The organism is Pseudomonas sp. NPDC089547, assembly GCF_050280665.1.
Lineage (GTDB): Bacteria > Pseudomonadota > Gammaproteobacteria > Pseudomonadales > Pseudomonadaceae > Aquipseudomonas.
The window spans coordinates 131,506-148,810 of the sequence record NZ_JBNNVS010000005.1 but is presented as its reverse complement, the minus strand read 5'-3'; the positions used below and the strand labels follow the sequence as shown (position 1 = coordinate 148,810).

17 protein-coding genes are annotated in these 17,305 nt (G+C 63.8%); 9 read left to right on the top strand and 8 right to left on the bottom strand.

The window, feature by feature from the left end:
- Positions 1-159: 159 nt before the first annotated feature.
- Positions 160-939 (top strand): TSUP family transporter, encoded by a 780-nt coding sequence (locus ACQKPZ_RS05515; RefSeq protein ID WP_264387101.1) that lies wholly within the window; start codon positions 160-162, stop codon positions 937-939.
- Here the strand turns inward: ACQKPZ_RS05515 and nudC are convergent.
- Both nudC and ACQKPZ_RS05505 read right to left on the bottom strand, forming a co-directional pair.
- The gene (gene nudC, locus ACQKPZ_RS05510) at positions 907-1,737 is read right to left on the bottom strand and encodes an NAD(+) diphosphatase (RefSeq protein WP_427535987.1); all 831 of its coding nucleotides are present in this window, start codon (positions 1,735-1,737) and stop codon (positions 907-909) included. The genes ACQKPZ_RS05515 and nudC overlap by 33 nt on opposite strands.
- Positions 1,738-1,774: 37 nt before the next feature.
- On the bottom strand, positions 1,775-2,587 hold the full coding sequence (locus ACQKPZ_RS05505) for a crotonase/enoyl-CoA hydratase family protein (RefSeq protein WP_391135100.1): 813 nt from the start codon (positions 2,585-2,587) through the stop codon (positions 1,775-1,777).
- A 227-nt stretch (positions 2,588-2,814) separates the two neighbouring features.
- Here ACQKPZ_RS05505 and ACQKPZ_RS05500 point away from each other — a divergent pair, with 227 nt between their 5' ends.
- The 5 genes from ACQKPZ_RS05500 to ACQKPZ_RS05480 all read left to right on the top strand — a co-directional run bounded on the left by ACQKPZ_RS05500 (position 2,815) and on the right by ACQKPZ_RS05480 (position 6,133).
- Positions 2,815-3,432, top strand: a complete 618-nt coding sequence (locus tag ACQKPZ_RS05500; protein WP_427535985.1) for a dihydrofolate reductase family protein — start codon at positions 2,815-2,817, stop codon at positions 3,430-3,432.
- 78 nt (positions 3,433-3,510) lie between these two features.
- Positions 3,511-4,056, top strand: a complete 546-nt coding sequence (locus ACQKPZ_RS05495) for a lipocalin family protein (protein ID WP_427535983.1) — start codon at positions 3,511-3,513, stop codon at positions 4,054-4,056.
- 85 nt (positions 4,057-4,141) lie between these two features.
- Positions 4,142-4,588, top strand: a complete 447-nt coding sequence (locus ACQKPZ_RS05490) for an NUDIX hydrolase (protein ID WP_427536086.1) — start codon at positions 4,142-4,144, stop codon at positions 4,586-4,588.
- A 10-nt stretch (positions 4,589-4,598) separates the two neighbouring features.
- Entirely contained in the window at positions 4,599-5,558 is a 960-nt protein-coding gene (locus tag ACQKPZ_RS05485) for a ribonuclease Z (protein WP_427535981.1), read from the top strand.
- Positions 5,559-5,593: 35 nt separating this feature from the next.
- On the top strand, positions 5,594-6,133 hold the full coding sequence (locus ACQKPZ_RS05480) for an AAA family ATPase (RefSeq protein WP_427535979.1): 540 nt from the start codon (positions 5,594-5,596) through the stop codon (positions 6,131-6,133).
- 138 nt (positions 6,134-6,271) lie between these two features.
- Here the strand turns inward: ACQKPZ_RS05480 and ACQKPZ_RS05475 are convergent, their stop codons facing one another.
- Entirely contained in the window at positions 6,272-7,555 is a 1,284-nt protein-coding gene (locus tag ACQKPZ_RS05475) for a Zn-dependent hydrolase (RefSeq protein ID WP_427535977.1), read from the bottom strand.
- Positions 7,556-7,566: 11 nt separating this feature from the next.
- Positions 7,567-9,072 carry an NCS1 family nucleobase:cation symporter-1 gene (locus ACQKPZ_RS05470; protein ID WP_427535975.1) on the bottom strand — a complete coding sequence of 502 codons (1,506 nt, stop codon included), beginning with the start codon at positions 9,070-9,072 and terminating at the stop codon, positions 7,567-7,569.
- A gap of 346 nt (positions 9,073-9,418) precedes the next feature.
- Here ACQKPZ_RS05470 and hydA point away from each other — a divergent pair, with 346 nt between their 5' ends.
- The 3 genes from hydA (at position 9,419) to preA (ending at position 13,664) form a co-directional block, all read left to right on the top strand.
- Positions 9,419-10,858, top strand: a complete 1,440-nt coding sequence (gene hydA / locus ACQKPZ_RS05465; protein ID WP_427535973.1) for a dihydropyrimidinase — start codon at positions 9,419-9,421, stop codon at positions 10,856-10,858.
- Positions 10,859-11,021: 163 nt separating this feature from the next.
- Entirely contained in the window at positions 11,022-12,389 is a 1,368-nt protein-coding gene (locus tag ACQKPZ_RS05460) for an NAD(P)-dependent oxidoreductase (RefSeq protein WP_427535971.1), read from the top strand.
- A complete protein-coding gene (gene preA, locus ACQKPZ_RS05455; RefSeq protein ID WP_427535969.1) occupies positions 12,390-13,664 on the top strand; it encodes an NAD-dependent dihydropyrimidine dehydrogenase subunit PreA in 1,275 nt (424 codons plus the stop codon).
- Positions 13,665-13,831: 167 nt separating this feature from the next.
- Here the strand turns inward: preA and ACQKPZ_RS05450 are convergent, their stop codons facing one another.
- The 4 genes from ACQKPZ_RS05450 to ACQKPZ_RS05435 all read right to left on the bottom strand — a co-directional run bounded on the left by ACQKPZ_RS05450 (position 13,832) and on the right by ACQKPZ_RS05435 (position 17,206).
- The gene (locus ACQKPZ_RS05450; protein ID WP_427536084.1) at positions 13,832-14,452 is read right to left on the bottom strand and encodes a TetR/AcrR family transcriptional regulator; all 621 of its coding nucleotides are present in this window, start codon (positions 14,450-14,452) and stop codon (positions 13,832-13,834) included.
- Complete coding sequence (locus tag ACQKPZ_RS05445; protein ID WP_427535967.1) at positions 14,452-14,808, bottom strand: VOC family protein; 357 nt, start codon at positions 14,806-14,808, stop codon at positions 14,452-14,454. The genes ACQKPZ_RS05450 and ACQKPZ_RS05445 overlap by 1 nt, the downstream gene beginning before the upstream one ends.
- A 60-nt stretch (positions 14,809-14,868) precedes the next feature.
- Positions 14,869-15,156, bottom strand: a complete 288-nt coding sequence (locus ACQKPZ_RS05440) for a HigA family addiction module antitoxin (protein ID WP_427535965.1) — start codon at positions 15,154-15,156, stop codon at positions 14,869-14,871.
- A gap of 253 nt (positions 15,157-15,409) precedes the next feature.
- Positions 15,410-17,206: a glycoside hydrolase family 15 protein gene (locus ACQKPZ_RS05435; protein WP_427535963.1), complete on the bottom strand. Its 1,797-nt coding sequence runs from the start codon at positions 17,204-17,206 to the stop codon at positions 15,410-15,412.
- Positions 17,207-17,305: the final 99 nt, after the last annotated feature.

Below are 17,305 nucleotides of genomic sequence, written 5' to 3'. Positions count from 1 at the left end.
CACAGGTTACGTGCACACCCAAAGTCTTGTGCAGTACCTGTGGGAGCGGGCGAGCCCGCGAAAGGGCCGGTACTGGCAACACACCCCTCTCAGGATTACCATGTCTCCCTTCTAGCGCGGCCCTTTGCCGCCCCTTGCCTCCCTGCCTGCCAAAACCCCATGCCCTTCGAACTTACCGTAGAACCCCTCACCCTGCTGATCCTGGCCTTGGTCGCCTTCGTCGCCGGTTTCATCGATGCCATCGCCGGTGGCGGCGGCTTGCTCACCACCCCGGCCCTGCTCACCGCTGGCATGCCACCGCACCTGGTGCTGGGTACCAACAAACTCAGCTCCACCTTTGGCTCTGCCACCGCAGGTTTCACCTACTACAAGCGCAAACTGTTCCACCCGGCCCAGTGGCGCCCGGCATTGTTCGCCACCTTGGCGGGGGCGTTGCTCGGCGCGGTCATCGCCCACTACATGCCCGCTGAATGGCTGAACAAGATGCTGCCGGTGATCGTCTTCGCCTGTGGCATCTACCTGCTGTTCGGCGGCACACCCAAGGCGCCGCTGGATGCCGATGCACCGATCAAGAAGAAATGGCAGGTGCCGCAAGGCTTCACCCTGGGTTTCTACGATGGCGTGGCCGGCCCTGGCACCGGGGCCTTCTGGACGGTCAGTACCCTGCTGCTATACCCCATCGACCTGGTCCGCGCCAGCGGCGTGGCGCGCAGCATGAACTTCGTCAGCAACATCGCGGCGCTGACGGTGTTCATCATTTCCGGGCAGGTGGACTACATCGTCGGCCTGTGCATGGGCCTGTCGGTGATGGTCGGCGCCTTCTTCGGTGCACGCACGGCGATCAGTGGCGGCAGCAAGTTCATTCGCCCTGTGTTCATCACCGTGGTGCTGGCACTGACTGTGCGCTTAGCGTGGCAGCACTGGTTCGGCCAGGCCTAACCGACGAGCCACATACAAATCGATCAGGTACCGGGCAATCGACCGCCCGGCCGGCAGCGGCGGCAGATCGTGGACGCTGAACCACTGAGCGTCCTCGATCTCGTCCGGCTGCATGACAATGTCGCCACCCGCGTATTCGGCATGGAAACCGAGCATCATCGAATGTGGGAACGGCCAGCACTGGCTACCGACGTACTGGATGTTCTGCACCTCCACCGCCACTTCTTCGCGCACTTCGCGCACCAGGCAGTCCTCGGCCGACTCGCCCGGCTCGGCAAAGCCTGCCAGGGTGCTGTACACCCCAGTGACGAAGCGCGGCGAGCGCGCCAGCAGGATTTCGTCGCCACGGGTGACCAGCACGATCATGCTCGGCGAGATCCGCGGGTAGCTACGCAGGTCGCACGGCTGACAATACATCGCCCGCTCCCAACGGATTTGCGCCATGGCCTGCCCGCAGCTGCCGCAAAAGCGGTGCTCGCGGGCCCAGGTGCCGATCTGCGCGGCATAACCCAGCACCTTGTAGGTGTCGAAATCACCTTCGAGCATGAAGGTACGCAGGCCGCGCCAGCTGCACCCAGGCATCTCGGTAGCGCTGCGCAGTTCCAGCAGGAACACCGGCTGGCCGTCGAAATGGCCGATGCCGTGCTCGCACAGCACATCGAGGTCCTGGCGCTTGAGCCAGTCGCGAGGAAACAGCGCGCCGTTGTCGTCCACCAGGAACCCTTCCGGGCTGCGGGCCACGGCCAGCCCCCCGGTGATCTGCGGATCGAGTACTGCGGTAGTCCAGCGTGCTGACATGTCGGGGGGTTCCTTGACTGCGCGTCCCCCGGCCCGATCAGTCGGCGAACGTCGGTTTCTGTTTGCTCATGTGCGCCGTCACGGCCACACGCAGGTCTTCGGACTGCAGCATCGCGGCGTTCCAGGTGGCGATGTAGTCCAGGCCATCGTCAATGCGATGGTCACGCATGTAGCTGAGCATTTCCTTGGTGCCGGCCACAGCGATCGGCGATTTTGCGGCAATCTCGCGGGCGATGGCAAAGACCCCGTCGAGCAATGCGGCCTGATCATCATAGACCCGGTTGACCAGGCCGATGCGCAGGGCTTCGTCGGCCGCAACGTTACGCCCGGTGAAGGCCAGCTCACGCATCATGCCGTCGCCGATGATACGTGGCAAACGTTGCAGTGTGCCGACATCGGCGGCCATGCCCATGTCGATTTCCTTGATCGAGAACTGGGCATCGCTGCTGCAATAGCGCATGTCGCAGGCGGAGACCAGGTCGATGGCGCCACCGATGCAGTAGCCCTGCACCGCAGCCAGTACCGGCTTGCGGCATTTGTCCACGGCCGTGAACGAGGCTTGCAGGCGCTGGATGGTACCGCGCAGGAAGCGTGCATTGCGGCCCACGTCCTTGCCCATCTGCCCGGCCAGCGATGCCAGCATCATCAGGTCGATACCGGCAGAAAAATGCTTGCCGGCACCGCTGATCACCACTGCGCGCACCGCATCGGTGTCGTCGATCCACTGGAAGATGTCGATGATCTCCTCCCAGAAGGCAGCGTTCATCGCGTTGACCTTTTCCGGGCGGTTGATCTGAACGTGGGCGATGCTGTCGGTCAGTTCGACCTTGAATGCGCTGTACTCGGTCACGGGCGGCACTCCTGTGGGTGAAGGGTTCATGGCAGGGATGGTAACCCAGCCCGATGACCGCACTTGTGCCAAAAGCGGGACTGCACGCCTGGCCTAAGGCATGCCGATCCCGAAGCCCTGGTGTTGCAGATGACTAAGCCGCACGCGCTGTACGAAGTGTCGATTTTGCCTTTTGCCATCCGACTACCCTGAAAGCAGCCACCGGCGCTGCCAACAGGAGAGTCCCCATGCGCAAACTCATCGTAGCGGCCTTCATCAGCCTCGACGGCGTCATGCAAGCCCCCGGCGGCCCGCAGGAAGACACCAGCGGTGGCTTCACCTACGGCGGCTGGATCGTACCCTACGCCGAGGAAGTCTTCGGCCAGGCTATGCAGGCGCTGTTCAGCCAGCCTTTCGAGCTGCTGCTGGGCCGGCGCACCTATGACATCTTTGCCGGCTACTGGCCAAACATCAAAGACAACTCGGAAGACTTCTCCATCGCCAACCTGTTCAACCGGGTGCCCAAGCATGTAGCCACCCACACCCCGGGCACCCTCGACTGGCACAACAGCCACGCCCTGGGCGCCGACATCAATGCGGCGGTACGCACACTCAAACAGCAGGGCGGCGCCCACCTGCTGACCCAGGGTAGCGCCGAACTGGTGCAGCAACTGCTGGCCGCCGGCCTGGTCGATGAACTGCAACTGCTGATTCACCCGCTGCTGCTGGGCCACGGCAAGCGCCTGTTCGGCGACGACGCGGCAGCGGCAGCCTTCACCCTGCAACACTCACAGGTTACGCCCGCCGGCGTGATCATCGCCCGCTACGTGCGCGCCGGCCAGGTGCAGACTGGCTCGTTCGACTGAATGAAATTGCGTACAACTTTTGCCCCGCGCCCGCATCGAAACACAGGTAAGCCCCGATCCGCTCCAAGGAGGTTCACCATGGCGCTACGCACCCCGCTGCTGCTGTCCTGCATCACCCTGGCCCTGCTTGGCTGCGCCGGCAATGACCACCCGGCCCCGCCGCGTACCCAGCAGGTCGACCTGCAACGCTACCAGGGCACCTGGTACGAACTTGCCCGGCTGCCGATGTTCTTCCAGCGCAACTGCGTGCAATCCGAGGCGCACTATGGCCTGCGTACCGATGGCCGCATAGACGTGACCAACCGCTGCCGGGAAAAGGACGGCCAGTGGAATGAAGCCACGGGCATTGCCGAAGCCCAGCAACCGGGCAGCACCGACAAGTTGTGGGTGCGCTTCGACAACTGGTTCAGCCGCCTGGCACCGGGCCTGACCAAGGGCGAATACTGGGTGCTGTACCACGACAAGGACTACCGCGTGGCGTTGGTCGGCCACCCCAACCGCGAATACCTGTGGCTGCTGTCGCGCACGCCTGCGGTCACCGACCAGCAACGCGAGCAACTGCTGACCATTGCACGGGATCAAGGCTATGACACCGGGAAGCTCATCTGGCGGCAGGCAGACTAGCAGGCCGTCGACGGCGGGCGGCAATCCGGCTAAGGTGTGCGCCCTTTATCACCTCGAAGGAACGAGCCCGTTGAGCACCCAGCCGCTGCAAGCACCCCGTATCCGTTTTCTGGCCCTGTGCGTGTTCCATCACCAAGGCAGGATCCTGGTCAATGTCTTCGACGACCCGGCCACAGGGCAGACGCTGTGCCGCCCACTGGGTGGCGGTATCGAGTTCGGTGAACTGGGCCGCGATGCCATCGCCCGGGAAATCATTGAGGAGCTCGGCCAGCCGATCAGCGATGTCCGACTGCTCGGTACCCTGGAAAGCCTGTTTACCTATGCCGGCACACCAGGGCATGAGATTGTGCAGGTGTACGATGCGCGCTTCGACGACGCCAGCCTGTACCAGCAAGACTGGCTGGACGGCCAGGAGTCTGACAACAGCCCGTTCCGCGCCCGCTGGTGCGACAGCGCCGACTTCACGCGGATAGGCCCCTTGGTGCCACAAGGGTTGCAGGCGCTGCTGCACGAGCTGTCGCTGTTGAGCTAGGAGCCTGAGCATGGACCTGCTGTTTCTGGGCACCTCCGCCGGGGTGCCGACCAAGGCGCGCAATGTCAGCGCCACAGCCGTGATCGAAGCCAGTGGCAGCCACTGGTACCTGGTCGACTGCGGCGAAGGCACCCAGCACCAACTGCTGCACACTCCGCTGTCGATCCGCGACCTGCGCGCCATCTTCATCACCCATGTGCACGGCGATCACTGCTTTGGCCTGCCCGGCCTGCTGGCCAGCGCCGGCATGAGCGGGCGCACCCAGCCGCTGGAGCTGATCCTGCCCGCAGCGCTGCATGAGTGGGTACGCCAGGGCCTGGTGGCCAGCGACACCTTCCTGCCGTTCGAGCTTCGCCTGCTGGCCGTGGAGGACCTGGCCGAATGGCGCAGCGAGACCCTGCAAGTGACCACCGTGCAGTTGTCACACCGGGTACCGAGCGTCGCTTTCGTATTTACCGAACTCAACCCGGAGCCTCGCCTGGACACCCAGCGCCTGGAAGCCGAAGGCATCCCACGCGGCCCGATATGGGGTGAGCTGGCCAAAGGCCTGAAGGCGCAGCATGGCGGGCAGTGGCTGACCGGTAACGACTATTTGCGCCCTTCGCGCCCACCGCGCCGGGTGGTCGTTTGCGGGGACAACGACAACCCCGAACTACTGGCTGAAGCCGCCAAAGGCGCGGATGTGCTGGTGCATGAAGCCACGTTCACCCAGGCAGTGGTCGAGCGTACCGGGGTCACCTTCGGCCACAGCACGGCAGCAGCGGTGGCGCGCTTTGCCGAAGCGGCGGGCGTGCGCAACCTGGTGCTGACACACTTCAGCGCCCGCTACCAGAACGACCCCAGGCGCAGCCCGAATATCGATAACGTGCGTGACGAAGCCCTCGCCCACTACCACGGGCAACTGACCCTGGCGCAGGACCTGAAGCGCTATCACATGGGGCGCGATGGCTGTCTTGAGCCGGCCGAATGATTTAGCATTGTCGGTTTTTCCAAAAGGACTTGGCCATGCATCGTATCGTTATCCTGGGCAACGCCGGCAGCGGTAAATCGACCCTGGCCCGGCAGATAGGCACCCGCCTGGGCTCGCCGGTGGTACACCTGGACACCTTGTTCTGGGAGGCGGGTTGGGTAGAACCGGATGCCGGGATTTTCCGCAACCGGGTACGTGATGCGGTTGCCGGGGATGCATGGGTGTGCGAGGGCAACTACAGCCGACGCACCTTCGACCTGCGCTTGCCACGGGCCGACCTCGTTATCTGGCTGGATACACCACGGCTGACATGCCTGAAGCGGGTCATCCTGCGCAGCGTGCTGAACAAGCCACGGCCAGACCTGCCAGCCGGGTGTACAGAGCGCCTGGACCGGGCATTTCTGACTTTCTTGAAGTTTGTATGGACGTTCGACCGGGGCTATCGGCCAGGGATCGAGGCGAACCGCCAGTCGGTCGGGCCACAGGTGCCGGTGGTGCACTTGCGGGGTGGGCGGCAGATTGCGGCGTTTCTCGAAAGCCTTTCGCAACCTGCACCCGTAGCGCGGTCCCTGTAGGAGCGGCCTTGTGTCGCGATCGGGCTGCGCAGCAGCCCCAGCGATATCAGCGTTGACTTCCAGATACTGGGGCTGCTGCGCAGCCCGATCGCGACACAAGGCCGCTCCTACAAAAAGCGCGTTCGTCTACTGCCTCAGCTAAGCCGCCAACCGGCCGCTGGCAATCGCCTCCGACGCGGCCAGCATCGCCCGCAGCAACACCGCACACCCTGCCGCCAGGTCACCGGGCGTGGCGTTCTCGATCTCGTTATGGCTGATGCCGTTCTCGCATGGCACGAATATCATCCCCGCCGGCCCCAGTTCGGCAAGGAAGATCGCGTCATGCCCCGCGCCGCTGACGATGTCCATGTGCGGCAAGCCCAGTGCCTGCGCCGAAGCGCGCACGGCATCGACACAGCCTTTGTCGAAGTACAGCGCCGGGAAGTCTGCCGTGGGCACCAGTTCGTGGCTCAGGCCGTGCTTGGCACATGTCGCCTCGATCACCCCGCGCACCTCGGCAATCATCGCGTTCAGTCGTTCACCTTCCAGGTGGCGGAAGTCGAGGGTCATGCGCACCTCGCCGGGGATCACGTTGCGCGAGCCCGGATAGGCCTGTAGGCAACCTACCGTGCCGCAGGCATGGGGCTGATGGCCGAGGGCGGTACGGTTGACCGCCTCCACCACGGCGGCCGCGCCGACCAGCGCGTCCTTGCGCAGGTGCATGGGCGTCGGGCCGGCGTGAGCTTCGACGCCGCGCAAGGTCAGGTCGAACCATTTCTGGCCCAGCGCGCCAAGTACAACGCCAATGGTCTTGGCCTGGTCCTCAAGGATAGGCCCTTGCTCGATATGCGCCTCGAAATACGCGCCCACCGCATGGCCGAGTACTGCACGCGGGCCGGCGTAACCGATGGCGTTCAATGCCTCGCCAACGCTCACGCCCTGGGCATCACGCTTGGCCAGGGTTTCAGCCAGGGTAAACTTGCCGGCGAACACCCCCGACCCCATCATGCAGGGCGCAAAACGCGAGCCTTCTTCGTTGGTCCACACCACCACTTCCAGCGGCGCCTCGGTTTCCACGCCCAGGTCGTTGAGGGTGCGGATCACCTCCAGCCCGGCCATCACACCAAAGCAGCCATCGAACTTGCCGCCGGTAGGCTGGGTGTCGATATGGCTGCCGGTCATCACCGGCGGCAGTTTGGGATTACGCCCGGGACGGCGGGCGAAGATGTTGCCGACGGCGTCGATGCTGACCGTGCAACCGGCGGCCTCGCACCACTGCACGAACAGGTCGCGGGCCTGGCGGTCGAGGTCGGTCAGGGCCAGGCGGCACACACCCCCCTTGGCAGTGGCGCCGAGGCGGGCCAGGTCCATCAGCGATTGCCACAGGCGGTTGCTGTCGACGTGCCGGGCGGTGGTCTTCAGAATCTCTTGGACTGGGGTCACGGGTTTCTCCTTCAGGCTTTTTTTGTTGTTGGTGCGGGCCTCTTCGCGGGTGAACCCGCTCCCACAGCCAAACCGGCGAACAGGTAGTACAGCCCGCCGCCCAGCAGCGAACCGGTGAACCAGCCGTAGTCGTAGAACCAGCTGAAGCTGCTGTTGCCAATGGCCATCACGGTCAGCGCCACCGGCAAGGCAAATGCAGCAAAGCCGGCCCAGTTCCACGCCGGGTACACGTCATCACGGTACAACCCGGCCAGGTCCAGTTGCTGCCGGCGGATCAGGAAGTAGTCCACCACCATGATCCCGGCAATCGGCCCCAACAGGCTGGAATAGCCCAGCAGCCAGTTGGAGTACACGCTCTCCAGGCTCAGGTCGGACACGATCAGGCCCAGCTTTTTCAGCAGCTCATGGCCCATCAGCGCCAGGCCGATAAAGCCGGTCAGCCATACCGCACGGCTGCGCCCGATCAGGCGTGGGGCAATGTTCTGGAAGTCGTTGGTTGGCGACACAATGTTCGCCGCCGTGTTGGTCGACAGCGTGGCTAATACGATCAACGCCATGGCCAAGGCCACCCAGAACGGGCTGTGGATCCTGCCGATCAGGCTGACCGGGTCGGACACCGTCTCGCCCACCAACGACGCCGAGGCGGCGGTGAGTATCACGCCCAGCGAAGCGAACAGGAACATGGTCAATGGCAGGCCGAAGATCTGCCCGAGAATCTGGTCCTTCTGGCTGCGGGCATAACGGCTGAAGTCGGGAATGTTCAGCGACAACGTGGCCCAGAAGCCGACCATGGCCGTAAGCCCTGCACAGAAGTAGCTGACCACGCTCGCCCCTTCCGGCCGTTTGGGTGGCTGGGCCAGCAGTTCGGTCATCGACATGTGCGGCAAGGCCCAGAACAGCAGGCCGACGCCCACCGCCACCAACAACGGTGCTGACAGCGTTTCCAGCCACTTGATCGACTCGGCACCGCGCAGCACCACCCAGAGGTTCAGGCACCAGAAAATCATGAACCCGATCACCTCGCCGGTACCGCCCAACGCCTTCCAGCCATCGAACACCGAGCCCAGGAACAGGTGGATGGCCAGCCCGCCGAACATTGTCTGAATACCGAACCAGCCACAGGCAACCACCGCGCGGATCAGGCACGGTACGTTGGAGCCGAGGATGCCAAACGACGAACGCAGCAACACCGGGAACGGGATGCCGTACTTGGTGCCGGGGAAGGCATTGAGGGTAAGCGGGATCAGCACGATCACGTTGGCCAGCAGGATTGCCAGCAACGCTTCCCCGACGCTGAGGCCGAAGTAGGCGGTAAGCACGCCGCCGAGGGTATAGGTGGGTACGCAGATGGACATGCCCACCCACAGGGCGGTGATGTGCCACTTGTTCCAGGTACGCTGGTGCACCTTGGTCGGTGCGATGTCGTGGTTGTAGCGCGGGCTATCGAGGACATCACTGCCCTCGGACAGCTCGAACAGGCCATCCTGCTCGACCACTTCCGATCTGCTCTGTTGCATGGGCCTTTCTCCAGACTTTCTTGTAGTTGTTTGCTCATCGGGCTAATTCGATGGCCGGAGTACACACGCGTATTTGTGCTTAGAAATCTTGACCAGAATTTCATCTTGTCAAGTCAGTCAATAACCGTTGAAAGCCCCGTAGTCAGCAGGTCTTCAAAAATTAATCTTTTAATATCAACTAGTTAATTACCACAAAATTTATAGGAAAATTTTCTTGATGATTTCCTGATCAGCATCTAGCCTCGAATCTTGTCAGGCCTGACAGGATTAACCGCCCTGCCTGCCCTGCGAACCAGACAATTCCAAGAACCGGCCAAGAGACCGGTCAGCCTGCGAGGAAAACGGCATGTCCCTGTTGATCCGTGGCGCCACCGTGGTTACCCACGAAGAGAGTTATCCCGCCGATGTCCTGTGTGCCGATGGCCTGATCCGCGCCATCGGGCAAAACCTTGAACCCCCTACCGACTGCGAGATCCTCGACGGCAGTGGCCAGTACCTGATGCCCGGCGGCATCGACCCGCACACCCACATGCAACTGCCGTTCATGGGCACCGTAGCCAGCGAGGACTTCTTCAGCGGCACCGCTGCGGGCCTGGCCGGTGGTACTACGTCGATCATCGACTTCGTCATCCCCAACCCGCAGCAGTCGTTGCTGGAGGCCTTCCACACCTGGCGCGGCTGGGCACAGAAAAGCGCCAGCGACTACGGTTTCCACGTTGCCATCACCTGGTGGAGCGAGCAGGTGGCCGAGGAAATGGGCGAACTGGTGGCCAAGCACGGGGTGAACAGTTTCAAGCACTTCATGGCCTACAAGAACGCCATCATGGCCGCCGACGACACCCTGGTGGCCAGCTTCGAGCGCTGCCTGCAACTGGGTGCGGTGCCCACCGTGCATGCCGAGAACGGCGAACTGGTGTATCACCTGCAAAAGAAACTGCTGGCCCAAGGCCTGACCGGGCCAGAAGCACACCCGCTTTCGCGCCCTTCGCAAGTGGAAGGCGAAGCGGCCAGCCGCGCCATCCGCATTGCCGAAACCATTGGTACGCCGCTGTATGTCGTGCATATTTCCAGCCGGGAAGCACTGGACGAAATCACCTATGCGCGGGCCAAGGGCCAGCCGGTCTACGGCGAGGTGCTGCCTGGCCACCTGCTGCTGGATGACAGCGTCTACCGTGACCCGGACTGGGCCACCGCGGCCGGCTACGTGATGAGCCCGCCGTTCCGCCCGCGAGAACACCAGGAAGCGCTGTGGCGCGGCCTGCAATCGGGCAACCTGCACACCACCGCCACCGACCACTGCTGCTTCTGCGCCGAGCAGAAAGCCATGGGCCGCAACGACTTCAGCCGCATACCCAATGGCACTGCGGGCATCGAGGACCGCATGGCGGTGCTGTGGGATGCCGGGGTGAACAGTGGGCGCCTGTCGATGCACGAGTTCGTAGCGCTAACGTCTACCAATACGGCGAAAATCTTCAACCTGTTCCCGCGCAAGGGCGCCATCCGCGTCGGTGCCGATGCCGACCTGGTGCTATGGGACCCGCAGGGCACCCGCACGATCTCGGCCCAGACCCACCACCAACGTGTGGACTTCAACATCTTCGAAGGCCGCACTGTGCGCGGCATACCCAGCCACACCATCAGCCAGGGCAAGGTGCTGTGGGCCGATGGCGACCTGCGTGCCGAGGTGGGCGCAGGGCGGTATGTGGAGCGGCCGGCGTATCCGTCGGTGTATGAGGTGCTGGGGCGACGCGCCGAACAACAGCGCCCGGCGCCCGTCCAGCGTTAAGGCCATTGGGGCTGCTGCGCAGCCCATCGCGACACAAGGCCGCTCCTACAAGGAGTACGCGGTCCCTTGTAGGAGCGGCCTTGTGTCGCGACGGGCCGCGCAGCGGCCCCAATCCCTCGTAACTCCTGTCGCCTGCACCATAAAAAATAGAGAGGCTACAACCGTGATCGACGCCCTGAACCACTTGCCGCGCCCCCGGGCCGGTGCCGACCAGTTGGCCGAGCGCTTCAGCGACCTGGCCCCACCCCTCACCGCCCGCCAGGCCGCCGTGGAAAGCGCACGCTGCCTGTATTGCTACGACGCCCCCTGCGTCAACGCTTGCCCCAGCGAAATCGACATTCCGTCCTTCATCCACCGCATCAGCGACGAAAACCTGCAAGGCGCCGCCGAACGCATCCTCTCGGCCAACATCCTTGGCGGCAGCTGCGCCCGCGTGTGCCCCACGGAAATCCTCTGCCAGCAAGCCTGCGTGCGCAACAACGCTCAGGAATGCGCACCGGTATTGATCGGCCAACTGCAACGCTATGCCCTGGACAACGCCCACTTCACCGAACACCCGTTCAAGCGCTCACCCGCCACCGGCAAGCGCATCGCCGTTGTCGGCGCCGGCCCTGCCGGGCTGTCCTGCGCCCACCGCCTGGCGATGCACGGGCATGACGTGGTGGTGTTCGAGGCCTGCGACAAGGCTGGCGGCCTCAACGAATATGGCATCGCCCGCTACAAGCTGGTCGACGATTACGCCCAGCGTGAGGTGGAGTTCCTGCTGGGCATCGGCGGCATCGAGGTTCGCCATGGCCAACGCCTGGGCGGCAACCTCAGCCTGGGCGAACTGCGCGACCAGTACGACGCGGTGTTCCTCGGCCTCGGCCTGAATGCCGTGCGCCAGCTGGGCCTGCCCGATGAAGAAGCCCACGGCCTGCTCGCCGCCACCGCGTACATTCGCGAGCTGCGCCAGGCCGATGACCTTGGCCAACTGCCGCTGGCCGACCGCTGCCTGGTGATCGGCGCCGGCAACACGGCCATCGACATGGCCGTGCAGATGAGCCGCCTGGGCGCCCGCGACGTCAACCTTGTGTACCGCCGCGGTCACGCCGACATGGGTGCCACCGGCCATGAGCAGGACATCGCCAAGGCCAACCAGGTACGCCTGCACACTTGGGCACGCCCCGATACCGTGCTGCTGGATGACACCGGCAAGGTACGCGGCATGCGCTTTGCCCGCACCGAGCTGGCCGACGGCCGCCTGCGTGATACCGGCGAAACCTTCGAGCTGGCCGCCGATGCCATCTTCAAGGCCATCGGCCAACGCTTCGACGATGCCAGCCTCGGCGACCCGGTGGCTGCGCAACTGGCCCGCGAGGGTGAGCGCATCCGCGTCGACGAAACCCTGCAAACCAGCCTGCCGGGCGTGTTTGCCGGCGGCGACTGCACCGCCTTGGGCCAGGACCTTACCGTCCAGGCCGTACAGCACGGCAAGCTGGCCGCCGAAGCCATCCATGCCCGACTCATGCTCAACGTGGAGGCAGCGTAAATGGCCGACTTGTCTATCGTGTTTGCCGGCATCAAGGCACCCAACCCGTTCTGGCTGGCTTCCGCACCGCCTACCGACAAAGCCTACAACGTGGTCCGCGCCTTTGAGGCCGGCTGGGGTGGCGTGGTCTGGAAAACCCTGGGCGAAGACCCGGCGGCGGTCAACGTGTCGTCGCGCTACTCCGCGCACTATGGCGCCAACCGCCAGGTACAGGGCATCAACAACATCGAGCTGATCACCGACCGCTCGCTGGACATCAACCTGCGCGAAATCACCCAGGTGAAAAAGGACTGGCCTGACCGTGCACTGATCGTGTCGCTGATGGTGCCGTGCGTGGAGGACTCGTGGAAGTTCATCCTGCCGCTGGTGGAGGCCACCGGGGCCGACGGCATCGAGCTTAACTTCGGCTGCCCGCACGGCATGCCGGAGCGTGGTATGGGGGCGGCGGTCGGCCAGGTGCCAGAGTACGTGGAAATGGTCACCCGCTGGTGCAAGACGTATTGCTCGCTGCCGGTGATCGTGAAGCTGACACCGAACATCACCGATATCCGCCAGTCGGCACGTGCCGCGCACCGTGGCGGGGCCGATGCGGTGTCGTTGATCAATACCATCAACTCCATCACCAGCGTCGACCTGGACCGCATGGTGGCCCACCCCATCGTGGGCGACCAGAGTACCCACGGTGGTTACTGCGGGTCTGCGGTGAAACCGATTGCCCTGAACATGGTGGCGGAAATCGCCCGCGACCCGGAAACACGCGGCTTGCCGATCTGCGGCATTGGCGGCATCGGCACCTGGCGTGATGCGGCGGAGTTCATGGCCCTGGGCAGCGGTGCCGTACAGGTGTGCACGGCGGCGATGCTGCACGGGTTCCGCATTGTCGAGGACATGAAAGATGGCCTGGCGCGCTGGATGGACCAGCACGGGCACGCCAACATCGAAGCATTTCGCGGGCAGGCGGTGGGGCATACCACCGACTGGAAGTACCTGGACATCAACTATAAATCGGTGGCCCATATCGACCAGCAAGCCTGCATTGGTTGCGGGCGCTGCCACATAGCCTGTGAGGACACCTCGCACCAGGCCATTGCCAGCACGCTGAAGCCTGATGGCACGCATGCCTACAGCGTGATCGAAGAGGAATGCGTGGGCTGCAACCTGTGCCAGATTACCTGCCCGGTGGAGAACTGCATCGACATGGAGGCGCAGGATACCGGCAAGCCTTACCTGAACTGGACGCAGGATCCGCGCAACCCCTATCGCGAGGCCAGTTGAGCCTTCAGGTTGACGCGGTCCCCTGTAGGAGCGGCCTTGTGTCGCGATGGGCCGCAAAGCGGCCCCTGGGTTTCAGCTTCACCGCTGGGATTGCCGGGGCCGCTTTGCGGCCCATCGCGACACAAGGCCGCTCCTACAATCGACCGCGCCCAGGCTGGGGCCTCGGCTCAGGGCTCTAGCCCGATCCCCCGCAAGATCACACTGGTCACCGTCTGCACCGCGCTCTCAAACGCCATGTCCGACAACTTCTCACCGCCATTAAGCAGTTCAACCTGGTAACCAAAGTCAGCGTAATGCTGGGTAGACGCCCAGATCATGTACAACAACGCCGACGGCTCCACCGGCAGGATGCGCCCTTCCTCCACCCAGCGGCGGATCTTGGATTCTTTCAACCTGGCCCAGGGCACCAGGCTTTCATCCAGGCTCACCCCCAGCACCGGCGCTCCGTGCAGCATCTCTTCGGCCCAGATCTTCGAGCCCAGAGGCCGCGAACGCGAGTGGCCCATCTTCGCCCGGATGTAACTGGTCAGCACCACGCGCGGGTCGTCGAAGTTCTCGAAGCACAAGGCGTCCTGCTTCCATACATCCAGCAGGTCCTGCAGCACCGCGCGGAACAGGTCGTCCTTGGTGCTGAAGTAGTAATGCAGGTTGGAACGCGGTAACTCGGCCTGTTCGGCAATATCGCCCATGGAGGTGGCGCCGTAGCCTTTCTCGGCGAACACCTTTTCCGCCGCCTGCAGAATCTTCCCGATATTGCGCCGACGGATTTCGATCTTGTGGTTGGCCATCAGGCTTGGGCCGTCCACACCGCCAGTTCATAGCCGTCCGGGTCGATGAAATGGAAGCGTCGCCCGCCAGGGAACGCAAAGGTCGCCCGGCTGATCTTTGCCCCGGCCGCTTCGACCCGCTGCTGCGTGGCATCGAGGTCGTCAGCGTACAGGATCACCAATGGCCCGCCGGGGCGTACCGGCTCGCCAGTGGCAAAGCCGCCGGTCAGGCGGCCATCGCTGAACTCGGTGTAGGTTGGCCCGTAATCGGTGAAGGCCCAGCCGAACACACTGCCATAAAAGGCCTTGCTTCGGGCGATGTCGCTGACGTTGAACTCAATGTTGTCGATCTGCCGATCCGTACCGCGAATACCCATGTGTGCTCCGTGCCGAATGGTGTTTGACCTAGTCTACTCCGGTATTTTCAGAGTTTTATATCAGGCGGCTTGAAACAGCCGGGCGATCACAGGTTGCTGGCGGTGGCGTGCCTGCCAGATATCGTAGTCGGCCTGAATGGCCAGCCAGAGACGAGCGGTACTGATGCCCGCCATCTCAAGACGCACGGCCAGGTCCGGAGAAATCGCCGCGCGGCCATGCAGTACCCGCGAAAGCGCTTCGCGGGAAAACCCCAGGTGCGCAGCGAAGGCTTTCACGGTAAGACCTAGCGCGGGTAGCACATCTTCACGCAAGGTTTCACCCGGATGCGGGGGATTGTGCAAAGACATGATCAGTTCTCCGAAGTAGTTGTACGCACATAGTGTGACCCTATGCATCACACTCATACAGACAATATTTGTGACGCAATGCGTCACAGTTGACGGAATCCAAGGCATATCGCGCACCTTGTGGGAGCGGGTTCACCCGCGAACACCGGCGAAGCCGGTGCCGGACACCGCGTCGGCCTCTTCGCGGGTGAACCCGCTCCCACACGAATCTCACACCTTTCAAGACAGTGGGTAAAATTGCGCCACTCGTGCTCTACCCACAACTCGCCCGGTCGCGCACCGGGCACTGTGCCCGGTGCAGGTTCAGCGCGGTGTTGATGATGCCGATATGGCTGAACGCCTGGGGGTAGTTGCCGAGCATGCGCCTGCCGGCCGGGTCGTACTGCTCGGCCAGCAGGCCAAGGTCGTTGCACAGGCCGGTCAGGCGTTCATACAAAGCCTGCGCTTGTTCCTGGCGGCCGAGCAGTACGTAGACATCGGCCAGCCAGAACGAACACACCAGGAAGGTGCCCTCCCCCGGGGTCAGGCCGTCGCTGCAACTGTCGCTGTCGTAGCGCAGCAGCAGGCCGTTTTTTACAAGGCGCTGCTCGATCTGTTCCAGCGTGCGCAGGAAGCGCGGGTCTTCGACAGGCAGGAAGCCGGTCAGGGCGATCTGCAACAGGCTGGCGTCCATCTCGGTCGAGCCATAGGCCTGGACGAAGAACTGGCCGCTGCTGTCCAGGCCGTGCTCGCAGACTTCGCGGTGAATTTCGTCCGCCACCTGGCGGTAGTGCCGCCCGCGCTCACGGCCTTCTTCGGTGGTATCGGCCAGCCCTGCGGCACGGTCGAAGGCTACCCACGCCATCACCTTGGAGTGCACGAACTGCTGCCGCCCACCGCGCACTTCCCAGATACCTTCGTCCGGCTCGCGCCAGATGCGCTCGACGTAGGGCAGGATCAAGCGGGAGATAGCGGCGCTGCGCGGGTGGCGTGGCAAGCCGCCCTTGATCGCCTGGGTCATGGCATCGGCCAGTTCGCCGTAGATGTCCAACTGCACCTGCTGCGATGCGGCGTTGCCGACCCGTACGGGTTGCGAATGCTCGTAACCCGCCAGCCAAGGCAACGCGTACTCCTGCAGGTCGCGCTCGCCGGCCAGGCCGTACATGATCTGCATCTGTTCCGGGTTGCCGGCCACCGAACGCAGCAGCCATTCGCGCCAGGCCTGGGCCTCGTCGAAATAGCCGAGGTTCATGAACGCCAGCAAGGTCATGGTGGCGTCGCGCAGCCAGCAGAAGCGGTAGTCCCAGTTACGCTCCCCACCCACGCGCTCGGGCAGCGAGGTGGTCACAGCTGCGACGATGCCGCCGGTAGGGGCGTAGGTCATTGCCTTGAGGGTAAGCAACGAACGGCGCACCAAGGGGGTATAGGGACCTACCTGCGGACAGCGGGCAGCGAAGGCCTGCCATTGCTCGACGGTTTGGGCAAAGGCCTGGTCGATATCGCAGTCGGGGTGCAGCGGCAGGTGCGAGGGCTGGTGGCGCAGGCTGAAGACCTGGCGCTCACCCGCGCCGACGCGAAAGCGCGCAACGGTATGGTGGTCGAGGGCATGGGGGGGCACCGTGCTGCACAGGATCAGCCGGTCGGGGCCGGCAACGGCGCTGAGGGTCAGTGGGGCGAGGCGCTCCACCCAGGGCACACTGCGGCCGTAGTCGAAGCGCATGACCAGGTCCATTTCAAAATTGGTTTCGCCGCTGAGACCTTCGACGATGCGCACCACTGAGTTGACCTCGCCCAGTGGCATGAAATCGAGTACCCGGGCGCGGCCGGTGGCGGTGACCCAGGTGGTTTCCAGTACCAGGGTATCGTCCAGGTACTGGCGGCTGCTGTGTTCGACAGGGTCGCAAGGGGCCAGGCGCCAGCGGCCGTTTTCTTCGTTGCCCAGCAGGGCGGCGAATACGGCGGGGGCGTCGAAGCGTGGCAGGCACAGCCAGTCGAGTGAGCCATCGCGGCTGACCAGGGCGGCGCTGCGGCAGTTGCCCAGCAGGGCGTAGTCTTCTATGTGGGCGGGCATTCAGCGTCCTCGATGTGGTTGCCTGTGCCGGCCCTTTCGCGGCTAAAGCCGCTCCCACAGGTATCGCACCGGGCCTGAGCGAAGTGATATCCCTGTGGG

Coding starts and splice junctions, on each gene's coding strand:
- ACQKPZ_RS05515 (WP_264387101.1), top strand. CDS start 160: ATGCCCTTCGAACTTACCGTAGAACCCCTCACCCTGCTGATCCTGGCC.
- nudC (WP_427535987.1), bottom strand. CDS start 1,737: ATGTCAGCACGCTGGACTACCGCAGTACTCGATCCGCAGATCACCGGG.
- ACQKPZ_RS05500 (WP_427535985.1), top strand. CDS start 2,815: ATGCGCAAACTCATCGTAGCGGCCTTCATCAGCCTCGACGGCGTCATG.
- ACQKPZ_RS05495 (WP_427535983.1), top strand. CDS start 3,511: ATGGCGCTACGCACCCCGCTGCTGCTGTCCTGCATCACCCTGGCCCTG.
- ACQKPZ_RS05485 (WP_427535981.1), top strand. CDS start 4,599: ATGGACCTGCTGTTTCTGGGCACCTCCGCCGGGGTGCCGACCAAGGCG.
- ACQKPZ_RS05480 (WP_427535979.1), top strand. CDS start 5,594: ATGCATCGTATCGTTATCCTGGGCAACGCCGGCAGCGGTAAATCGACC.
- ACQKPZ_RS05470 (WP_427535975.1), bottom strand. CDS start 9,072: ATGCAACAGAGCAGATCGGAAGTGGTCGAGCAGGATGGCCTGTTCGAG.
- hydA (WP_427535973.1), top strand. CDS start 9,419: ATGTCCCTGTTGATCCGTGGCGCCACCGTGGTTACCCACGAAGAGAGT.
- preA (WP_427535969.1), top strand. CDS start 12,390: ATGGCCGACTTGTCTATCGTGTTTGCCGGCATCAAGGCACCCAACCCG.
- ACQKPZ_RS05450 (WP_427536084.1), bottom strand. CDS start 14,452: ATGGCCAACCACAAGATCGAAATCCGTCGGCGCAATATCGGGAAGATT.
- ACQKPZ_RS05445 (WP_427535967.1), bottom strand. CDS start 14,808: ATGGGTATTCGCGGTACGGATCGGCAGATCGACAACATTGAGTTCAAC.
- ACQKPZ_RS05440 (WP_427535965.1), bottom strand. CDS start 15,156: ATGTCTTTGCACAATCCCCCGCATCCGGGTGAAACCTTGCGTGAAGAT.
- ACQKPZ_RS05435 (WP_427535963.1), bottom strand. CDS start 17,206: ATGCCCGCCCACATAGAAGACTACGCCCTGCTGGGCAACTGCCGCAGC.